This is a genomic window from Allobosea sp. BK604, assembly GCF_004341515.1.
In the GTDB taxonomy this organism is placed as follows: Bacteria; Pseudomonadota; Alphaproteobacteria; order Rhizobiales; family Beijerinckiaceae; genus Allobosea.
In genome coordinates this window covers 486010-504228 of the sequence record NZ_SLZF01000005.1, presented here as the reverse complement: position 1 = coordinate 504228, position 18219 = coordinate 486010, and the positions used below count along the sequence as shown (strand labels likewise).

The window sequence follows — 18219 nt, the reverse complement described above, 5'->3', positions numbered from 1 at the left end:
GCAGTCGGCGCGTTTGGAGCGATGGCGGGAAGTGTAGCCGGGGGAATTCGTGTCAGCTGTGAAGCCAAGGGTGCTCATCGTCGAAGATGAGCCGATGATTTCTATGATGCTCGAGGAGTACCTCCTCGATGCAGGCTGCGAAGTTGCCGCCACCGCCCAGAACCTGGAAAAGGCGCTTGCGCTTGCCGAGACGACGGACCTGGACCTGGCCATTCTCGATATGAGTTTGGGTTCGAAATTGTCCTTCTCCGTGGCGGATGTTCTCGCGAGCCGCGGAATACCCTTCGTATTTGCTTCGGGTTTCGGGAGCAATTTCTTGCCGGAGGAGCATCGCGGACGAACGGTGCTCAACAAGCCATTTCACTATCCCGACCTCGTCAAGAGTCTGAAGCTCGTCCTGGGGACGAGATTTCCTCTCGACGAGAACGTCTAATCTCAACTTGTTGCTCGGACCGCATCGCTCACATTGGCTGGCGCGTCGGTGAGCATTTTTTAGCTCGCGCTGACTGGGGGATTAAATGGCGCTGGTGAAGACGACGGAGCTTGCGAAACGCCGCGCCTCCTCCTCGACCTCGAAGCAGGACGTTGCTGCCCCCGTGAACAAGGTCGCTGCGGCACGTCGCACTCAGGAGCGGGCTCGGGTCCGTCAGCAAAAAGTCGCAGAGAGGATCGGGGCCGCGACCGAAGAGCTGGCAAGTGGAATGTTGGAGGCTGCTGCGGCGGCGCAGCAGCTTCGTCAATCGCTTGAACAGATCGCGACCGGTGCCGAGGAAGCGGCGGGAGCGGCCCAGCAATCGCAGGGCGCGGTGGAGATGTTGGGCGCGACCTTTTCGCAAGCGCGCGATCAGGCCGAGGTTTCCCGCCGCAAGACCGATGCGCTGCATGCGGCAGTGCTCGAAAGCGCGACGCAGATTGACGATGCCAATGCGTCGCTGAGGAACGCCGCAGCGCGCCAGCTCGCTTCGGTCGAAATCGCCGTGAGGTTGGAGAAGCAGGCCGCGGGCATTGGCGCCACTACCCAGATGGTCGCCGATATTTCGGATCGCACCAACCTTCTTGCCCTCAATGCCGCGATCGAGGCCGCTCGTGCCGGCGATGTGGGCAAGGGCTTTGCCGTCGTGGCCGACGAGGTCCGAGCCCTGGCGGAAGTGGCCGAGCGGACAGCCCGCGAGATCGAGGAGCAATCCGGAATGATCGAGCGCGAGGTCAAGACTCTCGCCGAGCAGATCCGGACGACGGCAACTGCCGCCCAGCAGCAGACGGCAACGACCCAGGCTATCGCGTCCGATCTGTCTTCCGTGCGTGCCGACCTGTCGGCGCTGGCCGAAGGCAGCCAGGCGATCCTCACCTCCGCCATCGAAGCGGATATCGCGGTGCGCGAGGCAGGACGTGGCGCCGAGCTCGTTGCGAGCGCAGCCGAAGAGCAGTCTGCCGCCGTGGCGCAGGCGCAGCGCTCCGTGCAGCAGCAGAGTCAGGCGCTCGATCAGAGCCAGGAGGCGGCCCAGGCGCTGGCCGGTCTGGCGGAGGACCTGCAAGGCGATGGCTCGGCTGCGGGCAGCAACGAGCAATTGAGCGCGGCAGCGGAAGAGCTCTCGGCGACGGTGCAGGAACTGGCCGGCGCAGCCGGAGAAATCCTCGTCGCGATCGACCAGATCAGCCGGGGCGCGCAGACCCAGGCAGCCGCGACCCAGCAGGCGAATGCCGCCTTGATCCAGATCGAGAAGAATCTGGACCAGACCCAGAAGGCCACGCAGCTCGCGACCGAGCGTACGCGCTCGATTGCAGGGCTTTTGACGAAGACGCAGGCCGGGCTGCACGTGATCGGCGGCAGCTTCGCAGAGGCGGCTGACGACATGCGCGGCTCGCTCGCCGCGCTCGAATCTCTCGAAGACGTTTCACGCAAGATCGAGAAGAGCATCGACCGCATCCTCCTGGTCGCGGTGCAGACCAACATGCTGTCGGTGTCGGGCTCCGTCGAGGCGGCTAGGGCCGGCGAGGCCGGGCGGGGCTTCGCGCAGGTCTCCAGCGATATCCGCAAGCTCGCCCAGGAGAGCAGCGAGTATATCGAAGGCGTCAAGGACGTCGTGCGCCTGATGCAATTGCAGATCGCGGCCGTCCGTCGCGACCTCGAGCTTGTCCTCAGCCTTGCCGAAGCTGAGCGCGGCAAGAATGCGGCCATCATTGAACGCATGAAGGCCATCGAAAGCGATGTCGCCGGTATCGCCGGTGGCAGTGACGCGATGCTCCGCAGCGCGCAAGCCGCGCTTTCGGCCGTGCGCGACGTCCAGTCGGGAACACAGCAGATCTCGTCCGCCGCGCAGGAAGCGAGCTCGGCCGCGACCGCTGCCGCGACTGCAGCCCGGGAGCAGTCACGCAGTGCGGAGGATCTCGCCGCCGCGATCGAGGAAATCGCCTCGCTCGCCGACGAACTCCAGCTGGCGTTTGGTTGAGCCCGATGGCCAAAGCTCGCAAAGGCAGCGAGGCTACGCGGCAACTGACCTTCATCGTCGCTGGCCAGGGCTTCTCCTTGCCTGCCGAGCATGTCCTCGAGGTTGGCCGCCGACCGGCCATCACCCGCGTCCCCAACAGCCCCGCGGCCCTGGCGGGGCTGATGAATTTCCACGGAGCGGCCATCCCCGTCGTGCGCGTGTCGGCGCTGGTCTCGCCGGCGGACGGTCCCCAGCCGCCATCATCGGGAGAAGCCAAGGTCGTCGTGTACAGCGAAGGCGGGGTGGTCGCACTGCTCATCGACGAGGTCCTGCAATTGTCCTTGGGGCAGGGCGCTTCGGCTCAATCGCTCGACATTGGCGGCTTGCTCGGGGATCGGTTTGTCGAGACGGCACCGACGCCGGGACGGCGTGTCCAGCGGCTGGCGGATCAGGCCCTGCGGAAAGCGGCCGCCGTCAATGAGCGCGCATTGCTGGCCTTTCGGGTCGCGGGACAGTATTTCGCCCTGCCGCTCGACAGCGTCGTCGAGGTCTTGAAGCTGCCGGTCGATGTGACCGTCCTGCCGAGAGCCGAGGCGGTATCCGTCGGAATGATCACGGTTCGGGACGAGGTCCTGCCGCTGGTTTCGCTGGCGGCCCTGCTCGGCCTCCAGGGTGATGCCGAGGGCCGACGTCACATCGTCATCATCCGCTTCGCGGAGGCGCGCATCGGCCTCGTCGCGGACACGATGTATGGCGTTGCCCGGGTTCCGGAAACGTCGATCGAACCCGTCCCTGTGATCCTGCAGCGTGGCGCTGGCGATGCTGAAATCGACGCGATCGCCCGCGGCGGCGAGGGGCGGCCCCTGATCTCGATCCTGTCGCCGTCGCGGCTGTTCCGAAACCGGGCGATCAGCGCGGCGCTTGCCGAGGGAGGCACGGAGGACAAGAGCATGGCCGATGTGGTGGCGACCGAGGCGGACCAGCGGTTCATTGTTTTCACCCTCGGAGATGATGTCTTCGGGCTGCCCATCGGCTCGGTCGACGAGATCGTCCAGCTTCCCGAGTCGATCTCGCGCGTCCCCAACGCTCCCGAATTCGTCGCCGGCGTGATCAATGTCAGAGGTAAGGCGGTGCCGGTCATCGACCAGCGCCTGCGTTTCGAAGCAGGGCAAAGCCCAACCGCGAAACGGCCAAGGGTCATCGTGGTGACGATCGGGCCGCTGCAAGCCGGGTTCATCGTCGACTCGGTCTCCGAGATCCTCTCGATTCCAGCCTCCGAGATAGCGCCGGCGCCGCAGCTTCCGGGAGACGGCGGCCAAGTCTTCGACAGGGTCGCCGCCCGGGGAGAGGCCGGTGCGATGATCCTCCTCGTCAATCCAAGAGAGCTGCTGGACAAGGCCGAGCGTGACCTGCTTGCGCGCTTCAAGCCAGCGTCCGGTGCGGCACAGGCCCAGTGATCCGTCTCCTGATCGTTGACGATTCCGCGCTGATGCGCCGGTTCCTCGGCCGGATCTTCGAGGCTGAGGCCGATTTCGAGGTCGCCTCCGCGCGCGATGGCGCCGAAGCGCTGAAGGCCATGCGCGATTTTCGGCCCCATGTCGTGACGATGGATATCGCCATGCCGAACATGGACGGCCTGGCCTGCCTCGACCGCATCATGGTGGAGCAGCCATGCCCGGTCGTGATGGTGTCCGCGCTGACCGAGCACGGAGCCGAAGAGACCTTGCGCGCGCTCCAGATGGGCGCGGTCGACTTCATCCCGAAGCCGCAGGGCACGATTTCTCTGCATGGCGACGAATTGGCGCCGCTGATCGTCGAGCGGATACGCGCCGCCGCTTCGATCAAGGTGCGAACGAGCCGCCGATTGGCCGAGCGCCTTCGCTTTCGCACCGCGGCCAAGGCGCCGCGCTCAGCCTCGGCCCGCAGCACGACAAGCCCGGCCCGAACCGAGACGCAACTGCCCGATGACTGCGTGCTGCTGATCGGGGCCTCCACGGGCGGACCGCCCGCCTTGGACGCGGTGCTGTCCGCGCTGCCGGAAGGTTTTGGCTGGCCGATCGTCGTCGCCCAGCACATGCCGGCCGCGTTCACCGGGCCGCTCTCCCGCCGCCTCGACAAGCTCTGCGCGCTCTCGGTCGTCGAGGTGACCGGGCCGACCGCGCTCGAAGCCGGTTGCGTCTATATCGGCAGAGGCGATGCGGACGTGCTTGTGACCCGCCGGAACAGGGCGCTCATGGCGATCTCTGCCCCGGCCGATCCGGACCATCGCTGGCATCCGAGCGTCGACCGGCTCGTCCGCAGTGCGCTTGAGCATATCCCGCCCGAGCGGCTGATCGGCCTCCTGATGACGGGCATGGGTTATGACGGCGCGGCTGCGATGGCCGAGCTGCGGGCCTTGGGCGGGCATACCATCGCCGAGGCCAGGCAGAGCGCCGTGGTCTGGGGCATGCCGGGCGAGCTGGTCAAGCTCGGCGGTGCCGCCGATGTCGTCGAGCTCGCCCATATCGGCGCGCGGCTGCTGGAGCTCGCCCAATGGCGATAGGCGACGTCCCGCGATACCTTTCGGCCGGCGATCTGCTGCGCCTCTGCGAGTTCCTATATCGGCGTACCGGGATGCTCTTCGGCGAGACCAAGCGCTACTATATCGACCGCCGCGTCGCGGAGCGCGTCGCCGCGACCGGCGCGATGTCCTTCGGCTCCTATTTCAACCTGCTTCTGAGCGATCCGGGTGAGGCCGAGCACCTGATCAACAGCTTCACGGTCAACGAGACCTATTTCTACCGCGAGGAGCATCAGCTGCGCTGCCTGAGCCGCGCCCTGCTGCCCGACCGCATTGCTGGCAAGCGACCGGGCGACCGGGTCCGGATATGGTCCGTTCCCTGCTCCACCGGGGAGGAACCCTATTCGATCGCGATCTGGCTGCTGGAGAACTGGAACCTCGTCGATGCCTACAATATCGAGATCGTCGGTTCGGACATCGACAGCACGGTCCTGCGCGACGCCGCTTTCGGCGAGTATGGCAAGCGCTCCGTCTCGCGCCTGTCGGCCGAGTTGCGGCAGCGCTATTTCGAGCGGTCTGGTGACGATCGCTGGCGAATCATCCAGGACTTGCGCGAGTCGGTGAGCTTCCGGGCGGCCAACCTGATCGACCGGGAGGCGACGGAAGCGGAAGGGGCGTTCGACATCATCTTCTGTCGCAACGTCCTGATCTATTTCGACGACGAATCGCGTCGGCGAACCGTCGAGAACCTGCACGGCGCGCTGCTTCCGGGAGGCTATCTCTGTCTCGGCCACACCGAGTCGATGAGCCGGATCTCGACACGCTTCGAGGTCGCTCGCTTTGACGACGCCGTCGTCTATCGCCGCGCGCGGGAGAACTGAGTGGACGACCTGCTGGCCCAGTTCGTGATCGAGGCGGCCGAACTCACGCAACAGGCGGCCGAGGACCTGCTGGCGCTCGACCGTGAGCCGGGCAACCGCGCCAAGCTCGACAGCGCGTTTCGCGCCATTCACACGTTGAAAGGATCGGTCGGGCTGTTCGACCTTGCCCCGATGCAAGGCGCGCTTCACGCGGCGGAGGACGTGCTTGGTCTCGCAATCAAGGACAATGTCGAGCTCGATCCGGCCCGGATCGATCCCATTCTCGCCGTCATCGAATGGATTGATCGCTGCGTTCAGCATCTGCAGCGGGCCGCAACGCTTCCGCCTGAGGCTGCAGACGAGGCGGCAAAGCTGGTTCTTTCGCTCGCATCCGGTCGCGCCGCGCCAGTCGCGTCGTCGCTGGCCGGCGCTACGGTGCCGCATTGGGCCGCAGGATTGTTCGAAGCCCATCCGGCGCTGCAACGCGGCAAGGCGGTCGCGCTTCGCTATTCACCGGCGCCGGAATGCTTCTTCAATGGCGATGATCCGGTCTCGCTCATGGCCGCTGTACCGGACCTGGTCTTTACGCGGGTCTCGACGCGGGAGGATTGGCCTGATCCGACCGAATTCGATCCGTTTCGCAGCAATCTGATCTTCGAGGCGATATCGACGGCGAAGCGCGCGGAGATCGAGGCGGTCTTTCGGCTCATCCCCGATCAGATCGCGATTGCGCAGGATGCCTCGCCCGATCCGAAGGAACTCCCGGCCGAGAGCGGAGAGACGGTGATGCGGACGATCCGCGTCGATCTCGCGCGCATCGACGACATCGTCGCGCTCGTCGGGGAGCTCCTGACCGCCAAGAACGGCATGTCCGCTCTCGTTGCACAGGCGCAGGCGCTCGAGGGCGGCCTCGCCCTGTCCCGCAATGTCGCTGCTGCGCAGCAGGATCTCGGACGCCTGGTCAACCAGCTTCAGCGGGCCGCGACCGATGTGCGGATGGTGCCGCTGGGCGACACGCTCCGGCGCCTGTCGCGCCTCGTCAGGGAGATTTCCGGGCAGACCGGCAAGCCGTTGCAGCTCGACGTCACCGGAGGCGAGATCGAGGCGGACAAGACGATCGTCGATGGTCTCTACGAGCCCATGCTTCACATCATCCGCAACGCGGTCGACCACGGTATCGAGACCGAGGAACAGCGGCAGATCGCAGGCAAGCCTGCGAAAGGAACGATCTCGGTCGACGCCCGGCAGGTCGGCCACCGCATCGAGCTCGAGCTCCGCGATGACGGGCGCGGGATCGAGCCCGGGCATATTCGCGCCGCGGCGCTGGCGCGCGGGTTGATCTCGGCCGAGACGGCAGCAACGCTCGGCGAAAGCGAGAGCCTCGAACTCCTGTTTACGCCCGGCTTTTCGACCTCTGAGACCGTGTCGAATCTCTCCGGTCGCGGCGTCGGCATGGATGCGGTGCGCGCCTCGGTTCGCCGCCTGGGCGGTAAGGTCACAATCGTCAGCGCGGTCGGAACAGGCACGACGATCGGTCTCTCTCTGCCCACCAGCTTTGCCATGAGCCGCGTGATCCTGGTGACTGTTGCGGGAGAGCAGTACGGTGTGCCGATGGATTCAATCACCGAGACGGTCAGAATCCCCGCGAGCGCTATAACGCAGGTCCGATCGAGCGAAGTCTGCGTGTTGCGCGACCGAACGATTCCCATCCTGCGATTGGGCGATATTGTCGGAAGCACCGTCCAGACGCGCTCGGAAGAGCTGCTGCTCGTCCTCGAAATCGGAGCCTCCGCGCTTGGCCTCGTGGTCGACAGCATCGGTGAACGCTTCGAGACATTGCTCCGTCCGCCAGCGGGCCTGTTGAAGGCGGTGAAAGGTATCCTTGGGACCACCGTGCTCGGTGATGGCCGGATCGTCATGGTGCTCGATCTGGAGGCCTTGCTGGCATGACGGTCACAGTCGAGGAACGCGAGATCAGGCTGACGGGCCGCTGCTGCGTCGACGAGGCGGAAGCGCTGCTCTCGGCTCTGTCCGCATCTCCGCAGAGCCGGGTCGTTCTGGCCGCCGAGCGCATTCATACGGCGCTTTGGCAGGTGCTCGTCGCCATGCGCCCCACCGTCATCGGCGAAGCGCCGGATCGGTTTTCGGCTGACCATATCCTGCCATTGATCGCGCATAAGGATGAGCCACCATGAAGACTTGATCGGAATTCGGAGTTCGCTCCGCGATACGGAACAATTCTTCGTCCCAAAGATTGCAAGGTGGAATCTTCAAATGGCGGTTACAATAATGGTTGTCGACGATAGTAAGCTCGCACGTATCGTCGCCGGAAAAACCATAGCGGCCCTCAAACCCGATTGGGTCAAAGTCGAGGCGAGCAACGCAGAAGAGGCGCTCCAACTGGTCGCCGAGCAGCAGATCGATGTTGCGGTGCTCGATTTCAACATGCCCGGTCGCGACGGGCTCGATCTGGCAGCCGACCTGCGCAAATCGCACCCCAACATGCCGATCGCGATCATCACCGCCAACATTCAGGATGAGGTCATTTCACGCGCACGGGCCGTCAACGCGACATTTGTGAACAAGCCGGTCACCGAAGATGGCATGGCAGGGTTTATCGAGGGGGCGGCTTTGCGCCTGAAGCAGGCGCGGGGATGACGAGCGTAAATATCAGCTTGGACGAGCTTGAGCGCGATGCGCTGACCGAGGTCGTCAATATCGGCGTTAGCCGGGCTGCATCGAGCCTGCGCAAGATGGTTGGCCGTCAGGTCCTATTATCTGTGCCCTCGGTCGAGATCGTTACGCAGGCCGCGGCGGCGTCCCTGATCGGGCAGCGCGAGAGCGAAGATCTCGTCGCGGTGAAGCAGGATTTCGAAGGCGCATTTTCCGGACGCGCCCTCCTGATCTTCCCTGAAACCAAAAGCCTCGAACTGGCGCGCGCCGTGATGGGCGATGAAGCCAGCGCCGAGCATGTTCTGGAACTCGAAAGCGAGGCGCTCGCCGAGACAGGCAATGTCATCCTCAACAACTGCCTGGGCACAATGGCCAACATGCTCAAGCAGTCGCTCAAGATGTCTCTCCCGGAAATCATTCGCGGGAGCGGGGAGCAGCTCTTCGCCCATGCGGAAGATACTGATGAGGGTGCACTCGTCCTGTTTCTCTACATCAATTTCTCAGTCCAGGATCGCAATATCCGCGGCTACATCGCCATGCTGATGGATCTGCCCTCGATGGCAGCTCTCAAGATCCTGATCGCCGATTTCATTGACCGAGTGACGGAAGATGCCGGCTGATGTCTCACGCTGAAGGACCTGATCGCATCGACGAGGACGGCGCGGACGACTTGCGCAACCAGCTTGCCGCCGAGCTCGCACGCCTCAGATCGGATATCCGCGATGCGGAGCACCGCCTTCATCTCACGCTCGATGCCGCCGGTGCGACCGGAGGTTGGGAATGGGACATTCCCGGCAAGCGGCTGACCGGCGATGCACGCTTCGCCACGCTGACCTCGCAGGATCCGGTCGAGCTGGCGCGAGGCGTTCCGACCAGCCGGTTCTTCGCCAATATCGCCGCCGATGATCAGAAACGCATCCGCCTGGCCGTGGCCGGCATCTTGGCTGGGGCAGAGATCTTCTCGAAGGACTATCGCCTGGTCAAAGGCGACGGGACGACGCGCTGGGTCCACGCCAAGGGCAGGGCGATCTTCGGCGCGGATGACGAGCCCCTGAAATTCGTTGGCGACCTCGTCGACGTCACCGAGCAGAAACGCGTTCAGGAGCAGCTCCGCATCGCCCAGTCCGCCGGCGCGATCGGGACATTCGAGCACGCGCAGGGTTTTGGCACGGTGACGGTCTCGGAACAGTTCTGCCGGCTGCTCGGCCTGCATCCGACCCGCATCCTGCCGGTCGCCACGGTCAATCAGCTGGTCCACCCGGATGATCGTCCGATCATCGAGCCGATCCTGCCCGACCAGCCGAAGCCCGATTCCAATATCGAGTTCCGCGTCACCCGCGCGGACACAGGCGAACACCGCTGGCTTGCTCGCCGCGGCGAATATGTGCGCGATCTCTCCGGGCCGGGCCTACGCTATATCGGCGTCGCCTACGACATCACGGCCTCGAAATCGAACGAGGAGAGGCTGAAGCGCCTCAACGAAGGGCTTTCGGAAAGCGTCAGGGAACGAACGCGCGACCGCGACCGGGTCTGGCTGAATTCCCGTGACATGCTCGCAGTGACCGATGCCCGGGGGCGTATCCTCGACGCCAATCCGGCCTGGGCAGCCATTTTCGGCGTGGAGATTGCTGACTTCGTCGGCAAGCTTGTTTCGGAGCTGGCCTGGCCGGACGATGCCGATCTCGTTGCAGCCGGCTACGCCAAGGCGCTGCGCGAAGGCGGCGCTGCGTTCGAGAGCCGGATGAAGCATGCGGACGGGTCGCCGCGCTGGCTCTCCTGGACCGCATCGCGCGAGGGCGAGACGGTCTATCTCTATGGGCGGCATATCACGGTCGAGAAGGAGCAGGAGACCGCTCTGCGCGAGGCTGAGGCGCAACTGCGGCAGAGCCAGAAAATGGAGGCGGTCGGCCAGCTGACGGGCGGCATCGCCCATGACTTCAACAATATGCTCACCGGCATCATGGGCGCGCTCGATATCATCAAGCGCAGGCTTGCATCAGGCAGGCTCGATGGCGTGGAGCGGTTCATGGAGGCGGCCACGGTTTCGGCGCAGCGGGCTGCGGGCCTCACTCATAGATTGCTCGCCTTCTCGCGACGGCAACCGCTCGACCGCAAGCCGACCGATGTCCGGCAGCTCATTCTGGACATGCGGGAATTGCTCGACCGTAGCCTCGGCGAACAGGTTCAGCTGCTTGTTCAGCCATCGCCGGATTGCTGGGCAGCGGTCACCGATGCGAACCAGCTCGAAAATGCGCTGCTCAACCTTGCGATCAATGCTCGCGACGCCATGCCCGATGGCGGGCAGCTCAGCATCGAAACCCACAATGTCGCGCTCGTGGGAGGCGACGTTCCCGGCCTGACCGTTCAGGGAAAGCATGACTTCATCGCGATCACCGTGCGGGATACAGGGAGCGGGATGCCGGCGGACGTGCTCGAGAAGGTCTTCGAACCGTTCTTCACGACAAAGCCCATTGGTCAGGGGACCGGCCTGGGATTGTCGATGGTCTACGGCTTCGCGCAGCAATCCGGAGGCGGGGTCGAGATCAAAAGCAAGCTCGGCCAGGGCACGGCCATCACGCTCTATCTGCCGCGCAGTCTGGAGGAGCGTGACGTCGACATTCGCGGGACTTCCCAGGTGCCGCAGGGCGCTGGCGAGAGCGTCCTCGTTGTCGAAGACGATCCGTCCGTGCGGCTGCTCGTCGTCGAGGTCCTGCAGGATCTGGGCTATAGCGCGGTCGAGGCTGTCAACGCCGATATGGCCATCGCGAAGCTCCGTCAGGACATCCATTTCGATCTGATGATCTCGGATGTCGGCCTGCCGGGGATGAACGGGCGGCAATTGGCCGAGGTCGCGCGCGATCTTATCCCCGATCTGAAGGTGCTGTTCATCACCGGCTATGCGGCCAATGCGGTCAACAAGAGCGCTTTTCTGGCAGATGGCATGGACATGATCAGCAAGCCCTTCGACCTTGAGCAACTGGCCCGCAAGATCCGGGCGATGCTGGCGGATCCCACGAGCTAGATCTCCGCTCCCGGCAGCGCGCGCCTGGCGCGCTTCGAAAGCCGCGATCGAAACACTGCGGCCTCAAGTCGACATGGACGTCCCATCCACTGAACGCTGAGGCCGGCACGGTTGAGCTAGCCGATTAGCCCGCCAGCGGCCACGACACCCGCCCAGTGGCGGCAAGCCAACCGTGGCCGAGGCCTATTCCGCTTTGAGGTTTTCAGCCGACGATTTGCCGGAGCGTTTGTCCGGCACGACCTCATAGGAGATCTTCTGACCATCTCTGAGTTCGCGCATGCCAGCGCGCTCCACGGCGCTGATATGGACGAAAACGTCCTGCCCACCATCATCGGGCTGGATAAAGCCAAAGCCCTTGGCTGAGTTGAACCACTTAACGGTGCCGGTCGCCATCGCAGCCTCCTCGCGAGCAACATCACCACATGTTTGCGCTGCATGATGCCGCAGGCAAGCGGCCTAAGCAGCGCTGCTGCCCATCGAGCGAAGATAGTGCTCGGCGTATTGGTAATAGCGCTCGGCCTCGATCTGATCACCGGCCAAGGTCCGGTCCTTGGCCAAGGCGAGATAGTGCTCATAGCTTTGACGTGGGTCGCGACAGGGAGAGGTTTGACCTCGCGGGTCCCGCGCTCTCCGCCGGTTGAAGTGGTGAGAAGCTACGGGGCGAACGTTGAAAGCGCTCATATCTGGCCTCCTCATCCCAAGATTTCCTCGACGATCTTCCGCAGTTCCTCGCGGGTGAGGCCGCAAGGTTGCGGCTTCCAGTTGGGATCGGATTTTGGTGCCGGTGCAGGCTTGGCTGCGTTGGAATGGTGGTGGGACTTACGTTTCGAATTCTGGGTGTTTTGCATCGAGTTCCATATGCCGCGCGGTCTTGTGCGCGGGTTCAATTCGCCCGGCGGAATGCCGCGACGATAGCTGCCTTCAACGGCGCTCAGACTTTTGATGGATGGGGCCTTGTGGCTTCGATGCTCTTACGGAGCGGAAGCAGGAGCCGACCCTCGTCGTCACCAACCTGTGTAGCAACGCAATGTGGCGGATTGAAGTGGCCCTACGGGCGATGCCGCTTGGCTTCACAGAGCACAAACTCCGGGCGCAAAGCCCGCCACGGTCGCCCGCAGCGAGCCCGGTAGACTCATTCCATTGTGCATTGCAACATAATCAGCGCGCAGCAGTTTAGCTCTCGTCAGCCATCTCGGCATGACCCGCAAGAGGAAAGCCGCGATGCGCAATATCTCCGACACGATCGCCCGCCTGAAGGCAGCCAAGGGCAAATTCCCATTGTCCGGAGCGGCTGCTCGGCCTTCGCGACTGTCGCCGCTCGGCGAATTCGGCGGCAATCCGGGTGCGCTTCGCGCCTACAGCTATATCCCCGAGCGCTTGCCGGAACACGCGCCGCTTGTCGTCGTGCTCCACGGCTGTACGCAGACGGCCGGCGGCTATGACCATGGCGCGGGCTGGTCTCAACTCGCGGACCGACATGGCTTCGCGCTGCTGTATCCCGAGCAGCAGCGGGCCAACAATCCGAACCTCTGTTTCAACTGGTTCGTGCCTGAAGACATCCGACGAGACTCCGGCGAGGCGCTTTCGATCGCACAGATGGTCCGCCGGATGATCGACCTCCACAGGCTCGACCCGCGGCGGGTCTTCATCACCGGGCTCTCGGCGGGAGGCGCCATGACCTCGGTGATGCTCGCCACCTATCCCGAACTCTTCGCCGGCGGCGCGATCATTGCGGGCCTTCCCTATGGCTGTGCGACGTCGATCCCCGAAGCATTTGATCGGATGCGTGGGCATGGGCTCCCAGCGGGGCGGCAGCTTGAGGCGCGGGTGCGCGGCGCTTCCCCCCACCGAGGCCCTTGGCCGACGCTCTCGCTATGGCATGGCAGCGCCGACCAGACGGTCGCTCACAGCAATATGGAGGCCATCGTCGCACAATGGCGCGGCCTGCACGGGCTGCAGGACATGCGGCCCGAGCAGCGTGCCATCGACCTGCATACCCAATGGATTTGGCGCGACGGGGCCGGCGCTGCAAAGATCGAAGCATTCAGCATTGCGGGTATGGGGCACGGCACTCCGCTGAATGGAGCGGACGATATCGGCGCCCCCGGCGCTTACATGCTCGACGCCAGGATCTCTTCGACACGCCATATCGCTCGGTTCTGGCAATTGACCGAGACGGGATCGGAGCTCTCACTGCCTCGCCAGGCGGAACAGACGACGTTCCAGGCCGGCTCTGAACGGATCGGAGGCAAGCGTGCCGCGGCGTCCCAGCCGGTGCTGGGGCCTGTCTCAGGTGTTGGGAAGGTGATCGAGGATGCGCTGCGAGCGGCGGGCCTGATGCGATAGCAACGGTGTCAGCATGTTGGCCGGGACGTCCACGCGGCATCCGAGGGAACGCCAGCCTCTTTCATCCGTTGCCGGGGAGGGACGCGTTCTGCCTTCAAGCAGGTGCCGCTGATCTCATGGAAAGCACATGCAATCTTCCGGAACATCCATGACGTCCATGACCGTGCGTCCCGCGACGAGGAGAGCGCCGTTTCCGCGGCCATCGCCCTCGCGTTCGCGACCGATCCCATGGCGCGCTGGTCATTGCGAAATGCGAAGACCTATCTCGCCGCGATGCCCGACCTGATCTGCGCGTTCGGCGCCCCGCCGCACGACAGCGACAGCGCCGATGTGAGCGAGGATTTCGGCAGAGCCCACCGCGAGCTGGCGGGATCCCGATGAATGGAAGTGCGGCCAGTACCGGGTCAACGACTTCGGCGGCTCTTGATATTTTGGCTAACCCGCAGCGTTCCCCCAAATCGCCCTACCGGAAGGTCAGAATGGCAGTCAGACGCGCGAAGAAACGTCCGCACCCGGCGATGATTGTAAACGAAGCGGATGCCGGAAAGGCATTGAAGCTTATCGAGGCTCTTGCCGGGTGCCTCGAGGAAAGTGCGGAAGAGCGGGCGCTTATCGACCTCGTCTTCAAGTTCGAGGTTTGGGAAGCCAAGGAACTATGGCGCCGAACAGCTCCGACGCGAGCTTGAGGTTTTCCTAGTGCGCAACATCTTCGCTAACCTTCTTCGACGGATCACACCAACCGAGGCGCCGGCCACAGCCATCAGGTCGGGCGACCAACTGACCCACTTTGTCTGGCGTGCCAGCGGGGCGCATCAGTTCTACGTGGGGCTGATCGCAGTGGCCGTGGCCTTGCTCAACTTTGTGCCAATCGATCTCCAGCGGCGGATCGTGGACGTCGCGATAGCCGACAGGGACGTCAAGACGCTGGTTCTTCTGGGCGTAGTCTATCTCGCGGTCATCTTGATCCAGGCTACACTCAAATACGTCCTGCTTATCTACCAGGGGTGGGTTGGCGAGAGCGCGATAAAGTTGTCGCGCGACCAGTTGGCGACCGTTGCGGCCGATAGGTCTTCGGAAGATGTTACGAGCGGGCAGGTCGTCAATGTGATCGGCAGGGAAATAGACGGCGTCGGCGGCTTCGTGGGAGTAAGCATATCGGAATTCGTTGTAAATCTGACATTCCTGATCGTGATTTTGGCCTACATGCTTTACATTCAGCCGATCATTGCCCTTATCGGTATGCTGTTTCTCATTCCTCAGATCATTCTCGCGCTGTTCATGCAAGAGCAGCTTAATACGTTGGTGGAACGGCAAGTAGGGCTCGTTCGCAAGCTCGGGGATGAAGCGGTCGGTCAGACAGTTGACAGTCCGGAAAGGACTGGCGGCCCATTTCCAACAATTATTGCGATATTTCACAATCGTCTTAGGTTCTACTTTCTGAAATATGGTCTCAAGACGCTGCTGAATGTAGTCAACGCCCTTGGGCCCTTAATGGTTCTCGTTGTTGGCGGTTGGATGGTTATCCATGGGCAGACCACCCTGGGAACGGTGGTGGCTTTCATTTCGGGATTAGAGCGGCTTTCCAATCCCATGCGGGATCTACTGAATTTCTATCGGGAATACCAACAAGCGAAAGTCCAGTACGAGATGATCGCCAAGTGGCTGGAAGACGCTCCTTGAACATCGCTTCGGCTATTCTTCAGGCAGATATGGACGGTTGAAATCGGGAATCTGACGAAGATGATGACTTCGAGCGATGCCGGCTCAGGACCGACGAGCGGCGCGTCGGCCGCGGGCTCCGCCCAATCGAGCAGCGGCGCAGCGCAGCATGCGCCGACCGCGATTGTCGGCCAAGAGATACAAGGCAAGGCGGCATCGCCGGAGGATGTCCGCCGGCAGACCGAATGGCGCCCCACAACCGCCCAGCAGGGTCAGAGCGGCCAACCGACGGGTCAGGCTGACAAGGCCGGAGCATCGGCGGCGCTTGATCGAGCCAGGGGCTTGGATCGGGACGGCAAAGAGGCCGAGTGCATGGACGCGGTCGATCAGGCAAAGCGCCTCTTGGGTTCGTAGGCGTCGGAAACTGGCGACCGACACGCGTCGGATCTCGGCCATGAAGCCCAAGGTCGCGCCGATTAAAACCAGGTGGGCGCGCGTCAAGAGTTGGCCACGGTCGCCTCGCTCTGCAATCGTGCTAAGATTTTGCTAGCCATGGCAAAACGCCCCCGGAAACAAGATGCGGCGCCGCTCGTTGAGGGTTCGGCTGGGAACCGGCAGGAGGTTCCGATGGGGATTGTCGAGATTGCTATTGTGATCGGCTGTGCCGTGGCATTGACGGAGCTCCTCGGACCTCCCCAAAGGTTCTGATGCTCGCACCTTATTGGAGGGCTGGCATGGATGAGGATCGGATCAGGAACATCGCCCGAGCGATGTGCCGAGCCGCGAAGCTGGATCCTGACGCGGGGATCGACGGAGCAAAGCCGCAGCAAGCGCCGGCATCACTGACAGATTTGAATTGGACGCTGTTTCGCGAGCAGGCTGAGCGCTTCTGTGCGAGGCACTTGCCGGAGGTGAGTTCGGTGCAAAGCCGCAGGCGCGGGTGAACTGCCCGGCAGCCGGTGGCGGCGCCGTGAGCATTTCGGTTGCAAAGATTGAGTTTGCGCCGTCGGAGCGGCGGGGATCGATCGGAGGGCTCGGCAGCGAACGGCTGCCGGGCTTTTCGCGTTCTCAGTCCAGCTAGGCCGCTCGGTTCCCTCCAGCCGGTCGCTCCGGAACTAATTTGGACTGTGCCTGTTGCTCCGGCGGAACTCACTGCGCCGGAGGGCAACGGGTAATGGACAGCATCATTTATCTCGTCGGGCTGGTCGTCGTCGTCATGGCCATTCTTTCATTCCTCGGCCTGCGGTAGGAGGATCACGATGTCCATGTCTCGAACAGATCTCGTCGTCGCACCAGTGACGGTCGACAAGTCGGCGCAATCCTACGTGCAGTGGGCGCCCGTTCTGGGCGGTGCGGTTGTCGCCGCGGCGATTTCCACCATCATGACCATCTTTGGCGCAGCGATTGGCCTCTCGATGGTATCGGCAGATTTCGCGCGCAGCTCCAGCGCGACCGCCTTTGCCGTCGCCGGCGCATTGTGGGCGCTCTGGATAACGGTTTCGAGCTGCGCCGCCGGCGGCTACATCGCCGGCCGTATGCGACAGCCGGCGGGCGATGCGAACCTCGAGGAGCGGAAGGTCAGGGACGGCACGCACGGGCTATTGGTCTGGGCGACTGGTGCGCTGCTCCTCGGACTTATCGCCACGTCGTCCGTGATCGGCACGGCACGAACCGCGGCGAGCGGCGCCGCCTCCGTGGGTTCGGGCGCTGCGTCGCTGATCTCGCAGAATATCGACCCTCTCGCCACAGCGCTCGATAGCGTGATGCGATCCAACGGTCAGCAGCCCCCGACCGCAGAAGAGCGCGACGAGGCTTCGCGGATATTCGTCAATGCTCTCTCGAACGGCCGCATCGAGCAGGGCGATCGGGATTATCTCGCTTCGCGTCTCTCTGCACGATCAAATATCTCCGCGGAGGATGCTCAAAAGCGCATCGACGAAGCCTACAGCCGTCTCAACCAGGCCAAGGAGACGGCCAAGGCCGCTGCGGAAAAGGCTCGTAAGATTGCGGTGTTGTCAGCGTTTCTCACCGCGGCGGCGCTTCTCGTCGGTGCAGCAGCCTCTGTTTGGGCCGCCGGTCTGGGTGGCGAGCATCGCGACGAGAACCTGCGGGCCGGTTCGACCCGGTAGATCCGAAAAGGTAAGGCACGATCGCAAAGCCCCGCCGGCTCACGTCGGCGGCAGCGTCGAGAGCCGCGGCCGGCGTTTCCGCCCGTACTCTAATCCGCTCCGCCGAGGCCGATCTTCAGGCCTCGGCGACCAGCTCATGATCGGTGATGCGCTCCTCCCCTCGGCGACCGCTCGCGGAACGACCTGAAGCGCTCCTGCTCAACTCCTCATCAACATGCCCGCCTCGGCGGCCGCCCTGCTGAAGGCCTCGCGAGCCTCGATGGCAGAGGCGCGCCCTTCCGATGCCGCCTCGCAGCGATCCACGGCTCTCTGCCAGGCATGGCTGCGAACACCCCAGCTGAGCAGGATCTCTGAGGCAAGCTCGACCGAGCTGACCGTCGCGAAACGGCCCGGGCGGTCTGTCACGACCTTGACGGGCGGATGAAACCGAATGCCTGCCTTGGCACCTGCGCCTGGCGTCTTCATCGAACGATCTCCCTTCGCTCGCTCTCGCGGCTCCGACCGGGGATTCGAGCTGATCAACGCTCGAACCCGCCTTGTGTGTTCCGGCTCCATTTGCCTGCCGGCTCGGGTCGACAGCTCGACCGTGGCCCGGCTAACG

At 63.7% G+C, this 18219-nt stretch carries 18 protein-coding genes; 15 read left to right on the top strand and 3 right to left on the bottom strand.

Going from position 1 to position 18219, the window contains the following annotated elements; genetic code table 11:
- Positions 1-70: 70 nt before the first annotated feature.
- The 10 genes from EV560_RS18270 (at position 71) to EV560_RS18225 (ending at position 11484) form a co-directional block, all read left to right on the top strand.
- Positions 71-433, top strand: coding sequence for a response regulator (locus EV560_RS18270; protein WP_248312115.1), 363 nt, complete (start codon positions 71-73; stop codon positions 431-433).
- Between the two features lie 85 nt (positions 434-518).
- The gene (locus tag EV560_RS18265; protein WP_131857193.1) at positions 519-2450 is read left to right on the top strand and encodes a methyl-accepting chemotaxis protein; all 1932 of its coding nucleotides are present in this window, start codon (positions 519-521) and stop codon (positions 2448-2450) included.
- Positions 2451-2455: 5 nt separating this feature from the next.
- Positions 2456-3886, top strand: a complete 1431-nt coding sequence (locus EV560_RS18260; protein WP_131857192.1) for a chemotaxis protein CheW — start codon at positions 2456-2458, stop codon at positions 3884-3886.
- Positions 3883-4971, top strand: a complete 1089-nt coding sequence (cheB, locus tag EV560_RS18255; RefSeq protein ID WP_131857191.1) for a chemotaxis-specific protein-glutamate methyltransferase CheB — start codon at positions 3883-3885, stop codon at positions 4969-4971. Before EV560_RS18260 ends, cheB begins: the two co-directional genes overlap by 4 nt.
- Positions 4962-5810, top strand: coding sequence for a CheR family methyltransferase (locus tag EV560_RS18250; protein WP_131857190.1), 849 nt, complete (start codon positions 4962-4964; stop codon positions 5808-5810). Before cheB ends, EV560_RS18250 begins: the two co-directional genes overlap by 10 nt.
- Positions 5811-7739 (top strand): chemotaxis protein CheA, encoded by a 1929-nt coding sequence (locus EV560_RS18245; protein WP_131857189.1) that lies wholly within the window; start codon positions 5811-5813, stop codon positions 7737-7739.
- A complete protein-coding gene (locus tag EV560_RS18240) occupies positions 7736-7984 on the top strand; it encodes a hypothetical protein (protein ID WP_131857188.1) in 249 nt (82 codons plus the stop codon). Before EV560_RS18245 ends, EV560_RS18240 begins: the two co-directional genes overlap by 4 nt.
- Before the next feature lie 94 nt (positions 7985-8078).
- Positions 8079-8447: a response regulator transcription factor gene (locus EV560_RS18235; RefSeq protein WP_348982233.1), complete on the top strand. Its 369-nt coding sequence runs from the start codon at positions 8079-8081 to the stop codon at positions 8445-8447.
- Positions 8444-9082 (top strand): chemotaxis protein CheX, encoded by a 639-nt coding sequence (locus EV560_RS18230; protein ID WP_131857186.1) that lies wholly within the window; start codon positions 8444-8446, stop codon positions 9080-9082. The genes EV560_RS18235 and EV560_RS18230 overlap by 4 nt, the downstream gene beginning before the upstream one ends.
- Entirely contained in the window at positions 9082-11484 is a 2403-nt protein-coding gene (locus EV560_RS18225) for a PAS domain-containing protein (RefSeq protein WP_131857185.1), read from the top strand. The genes EV560_RS18230 and EV560_RS18225 overlap by 1 nt, the downstream gene beginning before the upstream one ends.
- 183 nt (positions 11485-11667) lie before the next feature.
- Here the strand turns inward: EV560_RS18225 and EV560_RS18220 are convergent, their stop codons facing one another.
- Complete coding sequence (locus EV560_RS18220) at positions 11668-11877, bottom strand: cold-shock protein (RefSeq protein ID WP_131857184.1); 210 nt, start codon at positions 11875-11877, stop codon at positions 11668-11670.
- A 63-nt stretch (positions 11878-11940) separates the two neighbouring features.
- Positions 11941-12165 (bottom strand): DUF4167 domain-containing protein, encoded by a 225-nt coding sequence (locus tag EV560_RS36880; protein ID WP_207908056.1) that lies wholly within the window; start codon positions 12163-12165, stop codon positions 11941-11943.
- A gap of 540 nt (positions 12166-12705) precedes the next feature.
- Here EV560_RS36880 and EV560_RS18210 point away from each other — a divergent pair.
- The 5 genes from EV560_RS18210 to EV560_RS18195 all read left to right on the top strand — a co-directional run bounded on the left by EV560_RS18210 (position 12706) and on the right by EV560_RS18195 (position 17618).
- Complete coding sequence (locus tag EV560_RS18210; RefSeq protein ID WP_131857182.1) at positions 12706-13830, top strand: extracellular catalytic domain type 1 short-chain-length polyhydroxyalkanoate depolymerase; 1125 nt, start codon at positions 12706-12708, stop codon at positions 13828-13830.
- 102 nt (positions 13831-13932) lie between these two features.
- Positions 13933-14211 (top strand): hypothetical protein, encoded by a 279-nt coding sequence (locus tag EV560_RS18205; protein ID WP_131857181.1) that lies wholly within the window; start codon positions 13933-13935, stop codon positions 14209-14211.
- Between the two features lie 98 nt (positions 14212-14309).
- A complete protein-coding gene (locus EV560_RS35815) occupies positions 14310-14516 on the top strand; it encodes a hypothetical protein (protein WP_165923525.1) in 207 nt (68 codons plus the stop codon).
- 10 nt (positions 14517-14526) lie between these two features.
- The gene (locus EV560_RS18200) at positions 14527-15510 is read left to right on the top strand and encodes an ABC transporter transmembrane domain-containing protein (protein WP_165923524.1); all 984 of its coding nucleotides are present in this window, start codon (positions 14527-14529) and stop codon (positions 15508-15510) included.
- Positions 15511-16748: 1238 nt separating this feature from the next.
- Positions 16749-17618 (top strand): hypothetical protein, encoded by an 870-nt coding sequence (locus EV560_RS18195; protein ID WP_131857179.1) that lies wholly within the window; start codon positions 16749-16751, stop codon positions 17616-17618.
- Between the two features lie 198 nt (positions 17619-17816).
- Here EV560_RS18195 and EV560_RS18190 read toward each other — a convergent pair whose 3' ends face one another.
- The gene (locus EV560_RS18190; protein ID WP_165923523.1) at positions 17817-18083 is read right to left on the bottom strand and encodes a DUF982 domain-containing protein; all 267 of its coding nucleotides are present in this window, start codon (positions 18081-18083) and stop codon (positions 17817-17819) included.
- Between the last annotated feature and the right edge of the window lie 136 nt (positions 18084-18219).